This is a genomic window from Streptomyces sp. NRRL B-24085, from assembly GCF_001282115.1.
Classification (GTDB): domain Bacteria; phylum Actinomycetota; class Actinomycetes; order Streptomycetales; family Streptomycetaceae; genus Streptomyces.
This window is the reverse complement of the sequence record NZ_LJBR01000229.1, coordinates 1-10,399: the sequence shown is the minus strand read 5'-3', so window position 1 is coordinate 10,399 and position 10,399 is coordinate 1. Positions and strand designations below refer to the sequence as shown.

Sequence of the window (10,399 nt, the reverse complement as noted above, 5' to 3'; positions counted from 1 at the left end):
CCCCAGGGGCGCTGCCCCTTCGACCCCGTCCCAGGGGCTGCGCCCCCGGACCCCCACCGGCCCTGAAGGGGCCTTGTCCTCAAACGCCGGACGGGCTGGATGGCGCTGACGGGGCCTTGTCCTGAAAGGTCGGACGGGCTGGGGTGGCGGTGACGGGTTCTGTCTTCAGACGCCGGATGGCTGGATGGCGCTGACGGGGCCTTGTCCTGGAAGGTCGGACGGGCTGGGGTGGCGGTGACGGGTCCTGTCTTCAGAGGCCGGACGGCTCGGATGGCGCTGATGGGCCCCGTCCTCAAATGCCTGGACGGGCCTGGATAGTGTGGCCGTCTTCTAGGCGGGACGTCGGCCGTGGTTTGAACGGCCTTTTTTCGTGCGCCACTTGCGCTTGCGGGTTCTCTTCGACATGCCCCTTCTGCTTAGTCAGGAAGGGGCTTTCGTCGAGGGGTCACGCACGGGCGACGGGCGCCAGGACCGCGTTCGTGAGGTCGGCCAGGTCCTGCGGCGCGAGTTCCACCTCCAGGCCCCGGCGGCCGGCCGAGACGCAGATGGTCTCGTGGGCCGACGCGGAGGCGTCCAGGACCGTGGGGAGCTTCTTGCGCTGGCCCAGCGGGGAGATGCCGCCCCGGACGTAGCCCGTGGTGCGCTCCGCGAGGGCCGGGTCGGCCATCGCCGCCCGCTTGCCGCCCGTGGCCGCCGCCAGGGCCTTCAGGTCCAGGGAGCCCGCCACCGGCACCACCGCCACCGTCAGCGTGCCGTCCACGTCCGCCACCAGCGTCTTGAAGACGCGGTCCGGGGAGACTCCCATCGCCTCCGCCGCCTCCTCGCCGTAGGACGGGTGCGCGGGGTCGTGGTCGTAGGCGTGCACGGTGAAGGGCACGCCCGCCGACGTCAGGGCCACCGTCGCCGGGGTGCCTCCGGACTGCTGCTGCTTCTTCGACTTCTTCGCCATCTGACGGGTTCCGGCCTCAGTTCAGACTCGTCGGGCCGCGCGTCAGTTCCGACGCCGGCAACGACGGAAGACTACGGATGATCGCCGTCTCCGCGCGCAGGAGTTTCAGTTCGTCGCGGAGCCGGGACGCGGTGTCGGGGGCCTGGAGCAGGCGCTGCTTGGTGGGGGTGTCCAGCATCATCGCGGCCGCCACCAGGTACGAGACCACCGACGGTTCGTCAGGGAGGTCCGTCCCGGACGACAGGGAGCGCTCCCTGGCTCCCGCGAGGCGCTTCTGGTACTGCTGGAAGGCCCGCAGGACCCCTTCCGCCAGGGGTCCTGACTCGTCGCCCGCGTCCTCCGGCAGTTCCTCCAGTTCGGCCGTCAGATACGGGCCGGAGGCGTCGACGGACAGGAGCCGGACGCGGGTCGTCCCGGTCGCCAGGACCTCGAAGGTGCCGTCGGCCCGTTCCCGTACCGTCGCCGCGTCCGCGATGCAGCCGACGCCGTGGAACGCCTTGACGGGGTCGTCGCCGAAGCCGGCCGCGGGGCCGGAGTCCGGCACGGCCGTGGGGTCCGGCAGGCCGGGGGCGCTGGGCGCCACCTCGTGGCCGTCGCGGATCGCCACGACGGCGAACCGGCGCGGTTCCTCCTCGGGGGTCTTCAGCAGTTCGCGCATCATGGCGCGATAGCGCTCCTCGAAGACGTTGAGAGGAAGCACGAGCCCCGGGAACAGCACAGAGTTCAGGGGGAAGAGCGGGAGCCGCACGGTGGTCACGGCGCCAAAGCCTAATGGCCCCGGGAGCGGACCCGTCCCCCGTGCCCACTCCGTGGATGGATCAGGGCGTGCCGGCGGACCTCCTCACGCACCTCCAGGAAGCGGCTCAGCGGGTCCTCCGCCTCCCGGCTCCACGGGAACGACGTGGCGTAGGGGCCGAGCATGCGCAGTTGCTCCAGGGCGTCCGTCCAGCGGCCGAGGCGGACCAGGACGTACACCAGCTTGTTGCGGATCTCGGCCGGCCAGGGGTCGGCCGGCGCGAAGGTGGCCGACAGCTCGACCGCCCGGTCGGCCGCCGCGTCCAGCCGCTCGCGCGGCACCGCGTCGCCGCCGGGCCCGGTCAGACAGGCCAGGGCCGCCCGCGCGGGCAGGGCCTGCACGAGGGAGCCGGAGGGGGCGTCCTGGGCGGCCCGGTCGGCGAAGTCGAAGCACTCGCGGTACGAGCCGCGCCACGAGGTCGCCAGATAGCGCAGGGCGGCGACATGGCAGCCGTAGTGCAGCGGGGCGCGCCTGAGTGCCGCCTCCCACAGCTCCCCGAAGTAGGTGGGGCCGGCCTGCGAGCCGCGTGCGTGGTCCAGCGCGATCCGCCACGGCACCGGGTCGCGGTCCTCGCCGCGCGCCGCGGCCGTGATCAGCGGGCTCACCTCGCGCAGCAGCTCCGCGCGGGCCGGTGAGTCCCACGCGCGGTCCACCGCGAGCTGCGCGCCCAGCAGGAGCTGGTCGGGGTCGTACGGGAAGTCGGCGCGCCAGGCGTCGTACCACTCGGGGCGCGAGCGGGCGAAGGCGGACAGCCGCCGCACGTACCGGTCGCGCAGTTCCCAGGCAGCGCTCTCGCGGGTCGCGGCGAGCAGTTCGGCCGCGCGCCCGTACGTCCCCTGTCCGGCGGCGACGAGCGCGGGGCCGAGTCGCTCGTCGGGCGCGTCGAGCAGCACCTCGTCGTCGGCGGGCAGTCCGCCGGCGAGGTACGGGGGCACCCGCGAGGCGCGGATGAAGGGGGGCAGCAGAGCCATGGTGTCGACCATTGAAAGACTGAGGCTGAGCCTTGCGCCAGTGCGCACGTGCAACTCGCACAAAGTTGTACGGCAGAAGGTCAAGGCGCGGTAAAGACGTGACCGACGTTCACCTTCCGCCCCACGAACCTCCCTAATTCCGCCGCAACAACCGGGTGGCGCCCGCCGCCACGGTGGTCGCGAGGATCCAGCCCAGGAGGACCATCACCGCCGCCAGCCACTGCCAGCCGCCGTGCAACCGCCAGAACCCGACCTGGCCCAGGTCGATCACCGGAAGCAGCAGATCCAGGGCGAACAGGGCGGGGTTCCAGGCCGGATGGTCGCCGCCCTTGAGCGGCGGATGGCTCGCGTGTGCGAATGCCACCGAGCTCGCGGCCCACAACACCGCCATCCACACGGCGGCCCGGCCGGGCCGGTACCCGTAGGCGACCGTCCAGTCCTGGACGTACCCCCACAGCTTGGCGGCCGGCGGCAGGCTCTCGCGGCGCCGGCGCTGCTTCGCGAGCAGCACCTCGCGCGCGTCCTCGTCCTCCCCGCCGGCCCGCAGCACGGCGGCGAGCCTCTCGTACGGCTCCGGGTTGTACTCGGCGGTCGCGGCCGCCACCCACTCCAGCCGCTCGGCCAGCGGGAACGGGCCGTGCGGCACGAGGTTCTCGTAGGCGAAGCCGCCCATGTGCAGGTTGCCCGGCCCCGGCCAGGCGCTCGCCCGGTCCACCAGGTTGCCGACGCGCGCGCCCGACAGCACCACCTTGCCGCGCTGCGGTCTCTCGCCGAGGAAGCGCAGTTCGGGCGCCTGGATGCGGCGCAGTGACAGCTCCTGCTCGTCGGTGAAGGTGAAGCGGGCCCGCTCCAGGTCCAGCGCGTCCCCGAACCGCCCGTCGTCCAGCCGCACCCCGCCCTGGCACTCGAAGCGCTGGATGCGCGTCCCGCGCGCGGGAGTGGCCCCGCTCAGCATGGACGCGCCGACGCCCGCCGGGGTCAGGTACAGGGTGCGCTCGACGGTGAGCTGCGGGGCGTTCAGCGCGAGCCGGGTGTACGGGTTGTTCAGACGGGCGCCGCGCAGGCTCAGCGAGACACCGATGGTCGCGCTGCGCAGGCTCAGCTCGCCGTGCGACTCGAGCAGCTCGGCCTGGAGGTCCTGGCCCACGGTCATGCCGTCGGCGGCGATGGAACGGCCGCTGCGGTCGCGGTAGACGATCGCCTGGTTCATCAGCAGGTCCGTGCCGATGTGCGCGTCGGTCAGCCGGACGCCGTTGTGGAAGCGGCAGCGCGGCAGGTGCAGATCGCCCTCGGTGTGCACCCGGGCGGCCTCCAGACGCGGCACCGAGCAGTCCACGAACCGCACGGTGGCGAAGCGGGCCTCCGGCAGCAGGATCTCCCGCTCGAAGCGGCAGCCCTTCATCTCCACGTACGGCGTCACCGTGCCGCCCGCGAGGTCGAGGGTGCCGCTGATCTGCACGCCGGTGAGCTTCAGGGACGACACCCGGCCCGCGAGCGCGGGCGGACCGTCCAGGAGCAGCCAGCACACGATCCGCGCGCGCACCGTCCGCTCGGGGCCCCAGGGGTGCCCGCCGTGCGGATCGTCGACGACGGTGTCGCCGCTGCTCAGGTCGTACACGCTGCCGTTGCGGAAGGCCTGCCACATGCCGGCCTCGGCGGCGGTCAGATCGTCCGGCAGGTCTCCGTCCCGGATGCCGGCCCCCTCGGTCACGGTTCGTCCAGCTCCTTGCGATTCGTGGAGTTCGTGGGATTCGTACAACCGTTCATGCCCGCTGAGTAACCCCTCGAACGCTAGACGTGAAGGGGATCTTCCGGGTTGCGTATCAGCCATTGGAATGCGCGAACGGGCCCTGATGCGGGTCTGAGAGAATTGGGAACGTGATCTCCCGAATCGATCTGCGCGGCGACGCCCTCCCCGAGGGCCCCGCCCTGCGCGACCTGCTGCCCCGAGCCGACTTCGACGTCTCGGCCGCCCTGGAGAAGGTGCGTCCGATCTGCGAGGCCGTGCATCATCGGGGCGACGCGGCGCTGATCGACTTCGCAGAGAAGTTCGACGGCGTGCGGCTGGAGCGGGTGCGGGTGCCCGCGGACGCCCTCACGCGCGCGCTGGAGGAGCTCGACCCGGATGTGCGGGCGGCCCTGGAGGAGTCCATCCGCCGCGCCCGTCTCGTCCACCGCGAACAGCGCCGTACGACCCACACCACCCAGGTGGTGCCGGGCGGCAGCGTGACCGAGAAGTGGGTGCCGGTCGACCGGGTCGGGCTGTACGTGCCGGGCGGCCGGTCCGTGTACCCGTCCTCCGTGATCATGAACGCCGTGCCCGCCCAGGAGGCGGGAGTGGAGTCCGTCGCGCTCGCCTCGCCCGCCCAGGCCGACTTCGGCGGGCTTCCGCACCCGACGATCCTCGCCGCCTGCGCCCTGCTCGGCATCGACGAGGTCTACGCCGCCGGTGGCGCGACCGCCGTCGCGATGTTCGCGTACGGCACCGAGTCCTGCCCGCCCGCCAACATGGTCACCGGCCCCGGCAACATCTGGGTCGCCGCCGCCAAGCGCTACTTCACCGGCCGGATCGGCATCGACGCCGAGGCGGGCCCGACGGAGATCGCGGTCCTCGCGGACTCCACCGCCGACCCGGTGCACGTGGCGTCGGACCTGATCAGCCAGGCCGAGCACGACCCGCTGGCCGCCGCCGTCCTGGTCACCGACTCCGTCGAGCTCGCGGACGCCGTCGAGAAGGAGCTGGAGCCGCAGATCGCGGCCACCCGGCACATCGAGGACCGGATCGTGCCCGCCCTCAAGGGCAGGCAGTCCGCGATCGTCCTCGTCGACGGCATCGACGAGGGCCTCCGGGTCGTGGACGCGTACGGCGCCGAGCACCTGGAGATCCAGACGGCCGACGCCGCCGCGGTGGCCGACCGGGTGCGCAACGCCGGGGCGGTCTTCGTCGGCCCCTGGGCCCCCGTGTCCCTCGGCGACTACGCCGCGGGGTCCAACCACGTCCTGCCCACCGGCGGCTGCGCCTGCCACTCCTCGGGCCTGTCCGTCCAGTCCTTCCTGCGCGGCATCCACATCGTCGACTACACGAAGGACGCGCTCGCGGACGTGGCGCACCACGTGGTGACGCTGGCGGAGGCGGAGGACCTGCCGGCCCACGGGGCGGCGATCAAGGCCAGGTTCGGTTGGAAGGTGCCCGGCAAGTGACTTTCGGAATCGACGATCTCCCCGTACGGAACGAGCTGCGCGGCAAGTCCCCCTACGGCGCTCCCCAGCTGGACGTCCCCGTACGGCTGAACACCAACGAGAACCCCTACCCGCTGCCCGAGCCGCTGGTCGAGCGGATCGCCGAGCGCGTCCGCGAGGTTGCCCGCGACCTCAACCGCTACCCGGACCGGGACGCCGTCGAGCTGCGCACCCGGCTCGCCGAGTACCTGACGGACACCTCCGGCCACGAGGTCGGCCTCGCCAACGTCTGGGCGGCGAACGGCTCCAACGAGGTCATCCAGCAGCTCCTCCAGACCTTCGGCGGACCCGGCCGCACGGCGATCGGCTTCGAGCCGTCGTACTCGATGCACGCGCTCATCGCGCGCGGCACCGGCACGGGCTGGATCCCGGGTCCCCGGAACGAGGACTTCACCATCGACGTCGAGGAGGCCGTGCGCGCGATCGCCTCGCACCGGCCCGACGTCGTCTTCGTCACCACCCCCAACAACCCCACCGGCAACGCGGTCCCGCCCGAGACGGTCCTCGCCCTCTACGAGGCCGCGCAGGCCGCCAAGCCCTCCATGGTCGTGGTCGACGAGGCGTACATCGAGTTCAGCCACGGCGACTCGCTGCTGCCGCTCCTCGAAGGACGGCCGAATCTCGTCGTCTCCAGGACGATGTCGAAGGCGTTCGGGGCGGCGGGCCTGCGCCTCGGCTACCTCGCCGCGCACCCGGCGGTCGTGGACGCCGTACAGCTCGTACGGCTGCCCTACCACCTGTCGGCCGTCACCCAGGCGACCGCGCTGGCCGCCCTGGAGCACACCGACACGCTGCTCGGTTACGTCGAGCAGCTCAAGGCCGAGCGGGACCGGCTGGTGACCGAGCTGCGCGCGCTCGGCTTCGAGGTCGTGGAGTCGGACGCGAACTTCGTGCAGTTCGGGCGGTTCGACGGCGCGGGCGGCTCGCACGCGGCCTGGCAGAAGATCCTCGACCGGGGCGTCCTGGTCCGGGACAACGGCATCCCGGGGTGGCTGCGGGTCAGCGCCGGAACCCCGCAGGAGAACGACGCGTTCCTCGACGCGGTCCGTGAACTGAAGAAGGAGCAGAGCGCATGAGCCGCGTAGGAAGAATCGAACGGGTCACCAAGGAGACCTCGGTGCTCGTCGAGATCGATCTCGACGGCAGCGGGAAGGTCGAGGTGTCGACGGGCGTCGGCTTCTACGACCACATGCTCGACCAGCTCGGCCGGCACGGTCTGTTCGACCTCACCGTGAAGACCGAGGGCGACCTGCACATCGACTCCCACCACACCATCGAGGACACCGCCCTGGCGCTCGGCGCCGCCTTCAAGCAGGCCCTCGGCGACAAGGTGGGCATCTACCGCTTCGGCAACTGCACGGTCCCGCTGGACGAGTCCCTCGCCCAGGTCACCGTCGACCTGTCCGGCCGCCCGTACCTCGTGCACACCGAGCCCGAGAACATGGCGCCGATGATCGGCGAGTACGACACCACGATGACCCGGCACATCCTGGAGTCCTTCGTCGCCCAGGCCCAGATCGCCCTGCACGTGCACGTGCCCTACGGGCGCAACGCCCACCACATCGTGGAGTGCCAGTTCAAGGCGCTGGCCCGGGCCCTCAGGTACGCGAGCGAGCGCGACCCGCGCGCGGCCGGCATCCTCCCCTCCACGAAGGGCGCGCTGTGAACGGCCTGTCGACCCTCCTGATCGTCGTCGGCCTCTTCCTGGCCGGCGGCATCTACTCCTTCGTCAAGCAGCAGATGCCCAAGGGCCTGATCGTGCTGCTCTCCATCGCCGCCGGCATGTGTCTGGTCGCCGGTGTCCTGAGGCTGGAGGTGTGGAATTGAGCGCTTCTCCCGCGAAGAAGGTCGTCGTCTTCGACTACGGCTTCGGCAACGTCCGCTCCGCCGAGCGCGCCCTCGCGCGCGCGGGCGCCGACGTCGAGATAACCCGCGACTACGACAAGGCCATGAACGCCGACGGCCTGCTGGTGCCGGGCGTCGGAGCCTTCGCCGCCTGCATGAAGGGTCTGCACGAGGCCCGCGGTGACTGGATCATCGACCGCCGGCTGTCCGGCGGCCGCCCCGTCATGGGCATCTGCGTCGGCATGCAGATCCTCTTCGCGCGCGGCATCGAGCACGGCGTGGAGACCGAGGGACTCGACGAGTGGCCCGGCTCGGTCGAGCCGCTCCAGGCCGACGTCGTGCCCCACATGGGCTGGAACACCGTCGACGCGCCGGCCGACTCGCGGCTGTTCGCCGGCCTGGACGCCGACGCCCGCTTCTACTTCGTGCACTCCTACGCCGTCCACGACTGGACCCTGGAGACGCACAACAAGGCGATGACCGCCCCCAGGGTGACCTGGTCGACGCACGGCAAGCCCTTCGTGGCCGCCGTGGAGAACGGCGCCCTGTGGGCCACGCAGTTCCACCCCGAGAAGTCCGGCGACGCCGGTGCGCAGCTTCTGAACAACTGGATCGGAACCCTCTGATGCCTTCCAAGCTCGAACTCCTCCCCGCCGTGGACGTCCGCGACGGTCAGGCGGTCCGGCTCGTGCACGGCGAGTCCGGCACGGAGACCTCGTACGGCTCCCCGCTGGAGGCCGCCCTGTCCTGGCAGCGGTCGGGCGCCGAATGGCTGCACCTGGTCGACCTGGACGCGGCCTTCGGCACCGGCGACAACCGGGAACTGGTCCGCCAGGTCACCGAGGCCATGGACATCAAGGTCGAGCTGTCCGGCGGCATCCGCGACGACGCCTCCCTCGCGGCCGCCCTCGCCACCGGCTGCACGCGCGTGAACCTCGGCACGGCCGCCCTGGAGAGCCCGGAGTGGGTCGCCAAGGTCATCGCCGAGCACGGCGACCGGATCGCGGTGGGCCTGGACGTGCGCGGTACGACCCTCAAGGGCCGTGGCTGGACCAGCGAGGGCGGCGACCTCTACGAGGCACTGGAGCGCCTCGACAAGGAGGGCTGCGCCCGGTACGTCGTCACCGACATCGCCAAGGACGGCACGCTCCAGGGCCCCAACCTGGAGCTGCTGAGGAACGTCTGCGCGGCGACCGACCGCCCGGTGGTGGCCTCCGGCGGGGTGTCCTCGCTGGACGACCTGCGGGCCATCGCCGAGCTGGTCCCGCTCGGTGTCGAGGGCTCCATCGTCGGGAAGGCGCTCTACGCGAAGGCGTTCACCCTGGAAGAGGCCTTGGAGGCGGTGGCTCAGTGAGCGATCTGCGACGCGTCACGACCGGTGCGCCCTGGGAGGACACCTTCGGGTACTCCCGCGCGGTGGAACTCCCCAACGGCCTGGTGCTGGTCTCCGGCTGCACCTCGGTGGTCGACGGGGAGATCGTCGCGGGCGACCCGTACGAGCAGACGGTCAACTCCTTCAACGTCGCCTTCGGGGCGCTGAAGGAGCTGGGGCTCGGCCGGGACGACGTGGTGCGCACGCGCCTGTACATCACCCACGCCCGGGACGTGGAGGAGGTCGGACGCGCCCACAAGGAGCTGTTCGACACCGTCCGGCCCGCCGCATCCATGATCATCGTCTCCGGCTTCGTGGACCCCAGCCTGGTCGTCGAGGTCGAGGTGGAGGCGTTCCGAGGAGTGTCCACCGCATGACCCTCGCCGTACGAGTCATCCCCTGCCTGGACGTGGACAACGGCCGGGTCGTCAAGGGCGTCAACTTCCAGAACCTGCGCGACGCGGGCGACCCCGTCGAGATGGCCAAGGTGTACGACGCCGAGGGCGCCGACGAGTTGACGTTCCTGGACATCACCGCCTCCTCCGGCAACCGTGAGACGACCTACGACGTGGTGCGCCGCACCGCCGAGCAGGTGTTCATCCCGCTGACGGTCGGCGGCGGAGTGCGCACGGCCGAGGACGTGGACAAGCTGCTGCGGGCCGGGGCGGACAAGGTGGGCGTGAACACCGCGGCCATCGCCCGTCCCGACCTGATCCGCGAGATCGCCGAGCGCTTCGGCCGCCAGGTGCTGGTGCTGTCGGTGGACGCGCGGCGCACCGAGTCGGGTTCCTACGAGGTCACCACCCACGGCGGCCGCAAGGGCACCGGCATCGACGCCGTCGAGTGGGCGCACCGGGCCGCTGAGCTGGGCGCCGGCGAGATCCTTCTCAACTCGATGGACGCGGACGGCACCAAGGACGGCTACGACCTGGAGATGATCCAGGCCGTCCGCAAGCACGTCACCGTCCCGCTGATCGCCTCCGGCGGCGCGGGGAAGCTGGACCACTTCCCGCCGGCCGTCGGCGCGGGCGCGGACGCGGTGCTGGCGGCCTCGGTGTTCCACTTCGGCGATCTGCGGATCGGCGAGGTGAAGGAGACGCTGCGGGGGGCGGGGCACCCCGTCAGGTAGCAAGGCTCCCGAGCCCCGGTCACCGTCACCGGTGACCGGGGCTCCTCAGATCCCGAGCTCCTTCGCCTCGTGCAGCCTGGCGATCGCCTCCTTGTCG

Annotated in this window: 12 protein-coding genes; 8 read left to right on the top strand and 4 right to left on the bottom strand. The window is 71.7% G+C overall.

Translation table 11 applies throughout. The features are described from left to right. Positions 1-445: 445 nt before the first annotated feature. The 4 genes from ybaK to AOJ26_RS24250 all read right to left on the bottom strand — a co-directional run bounded on the left by ybaK (position 446) and on the right by AOJ26_RS24250 (position 4,427). On the bottom strand, positions 446-949 hold the full coding sequence (gene ybaK / locus AOJ26_RS24265) for a Cys-tRNA(Pro) deacylase (protein WP_053850470.1): 504 nt from the start codon (positions 947-949) through the stop codon (positions 446-448). Between the two features lie 16 nt (positions 950-965). Further along, the gene (locus AOJ26_RS24260) at positions 966-1,706 is read right to left on the bottom strand and encodes an LON peptidase substrate-binding domain-containing protein (RefSeq protein ID WP_053850469.1); all 741 of its coding nucleotides are present in this window, start codon (positions 1,704-1,706) and stop codon (positions 966-968) included. 11 nt (positions 1,707-1,717) lie between these two features. Further along, positions 1,718-2,728 carry a hypothetical protein gene (locus tag AOJ26_RS24255; protein WP_053850468.1) on the bottom strand — a complete coding sequence of 337 codons (1,011 nt, stop codon included), beginning with the start codon at positions 2,726-2,728 and terminating at the stop codon, positions 1,718-1,720. A gap of 121 nt (positions 2,729-2,849) precedes the next feature. Next, positions 2,850-4,427, bottom strand: coding sequence for a DUF805 domain-containing protein (locus AOJ26_RS24250; RefSeq protein WP_053850467.1), 1,578 nt, complete (start codon positions 4,425-4,427; stop codon positions 2,850-2,852). 167 nt (positions 4,428-4,594) lie between these two features. Between AOJ26_RS24250 and hisD the strand changes: the two genes are divergently transcribed. From hisD to hisF, 8 genes are read left to right on the top strand one after another with little or no spacing between them, the layout of a single operon-like run. Further along, complete coding sequence (hisD, locus tag AOJ26_RS24245; RefSeq protein ID WP_053850466.1) at positions 4,595-5,917, top strand: histidinol dehydrogenase; 1,323 nt, start codon at positions 4,595-4,597, stop codon at positions 5,915-5,917. Then, positions 5,914-7,032 (top strand): histidinol-phosphate transaminase, encoded by a 1,119-nt coding sequence (locus AOJ26_RS24240; RefSeq protein ID WP_053850465.1) that lies wholly within the window; start codon positions 5,914-5,916, stop codon positions 7,030-7,032. The genes hisD and AOJ26_RS24240 overlap by 4 nt, the downstream gene beginning before the upstream one ends. After that, positions 7,029-7,622, top strand: coding sequence for an imidazoleglycerol-phosphate dehydratase HisB (hisB, locus tag AOJ26_RS24235; RefSeq protein ID WP_053850464.1), 594 nt, complete (start codon positions 7,029-7,031; stop codon positions 7,620-7,622). Before AOJ26_RS24240 ends, hisB begins: the two co-directional genes overlap by 4 nt. Then, complete coding sequence (locus AOJ26_RS43930) at positions 7,619-7,783, top strand: hypothetical protein (protein WP_053850463.1); 165 nt, start codon at positions 7,619-7,621, stop codon at positions 7,781-7,783. Before hisB ends, AOJ26_RS43930 begins: the two co-directional genes overlap by 4 nt. Then, positions 7,780-8,427 (top strand): imidazole glycerol phosphate synthase subunit HisH, encoded by a 648-nt coding sequence (hisH, locus tag AOJ26_RS24225; RefSeq protein ID WP_373413210.1) that lies wholly within the window; start codon positions 7,780-7,782, stop codon positions 8,425-8,427. The genes AOJ26_RS43930 and hisH overlap by 4 nt, the downstream gene beginning before the upstream one ends. Next, on the top strand, positions 8,427-9,155 hold the full coding sequence (gene priA / locus AOJ26_RS24220; protein WP_053850461.1) for a bifunctional 1-(5-phosphoribosyl)-5-((5-phosphoribosylamino)methylideneamino)imidazole-4-carboxamide isomerase/phosphoribosylanthranilate isomerase PriA: 729 nt from the start codon (positions 8,427-8,429) through the stop codon (positions 9,153-9,155). Before hisH ends, priA begins: the two co-directional genes overlap by 1 nt. Further along, positions 9,152-9,550, top strand: coding sequence for a RidA family protein (locus tag AOJ26_RS24215; protein WP_053850460.1), 399 nt, complete (start codon positions 9,152-9,154; stop codon positions 9,548-9,550). The genes priA and AOJ26_RS24215 overlap by 4 nt, the downstream gene beginning before the upstream one ends. After that, a complete protein-coding gene (hisF, locus tag AOJ26_RS24210) occupies positions 9,547-10,302 on the top strand; it encodes an imidazole glycerol phosphate synthase subunit HisF (RefSeq protein WP_053850459.1) in 756 nt (251 codons plus the stop codon). Before AOJ26_RS24215 ends, hisF begins: the two co-directional genes overlap by 4 nt. The last annotated feature ends 97 nt before the right edge of the window (positions 10,303-10,399 follow it).

Excerpts from the sequence above, each read along its gene's own strand:
- ybaK (WP_053850470.1), bottom strand. The coding sequence starts at position 949 with ATGGCGAAGAAGTCGAAGAAGCAGCAGCAGTCCGGAGGCACCCCGGCG.
- priA (WP_053850461.1), top strand. The coding sequence starts at position 8,427 with ATGCCTTCCAAGCTCGAACTCCTCCCCGCCGTGGACGTCCGCGACGGT.
- hisF (WP_053850459.1), top strand. The coding sequence starts at position 9,547 with ATGACCCTCGCCGTACGAGTCATCCCCTGCCTGGACGTGGACAACGGC.
- hisB (WP_053850464.1), top strand. The coding sequence starts at position 7,029 with ATGAGCCGCGTAGGAAGAATCGAACGGGTCACCAAGGAGACCTCGGTG.
- AOJ26_RS24255 (WP_053850468.1), bottom strand. The coding sequence starts at position 2,728 with ATGGTCGACACCATGGCTCTGCTGCCCCCCTTCATCCGCGCCTCGCGG.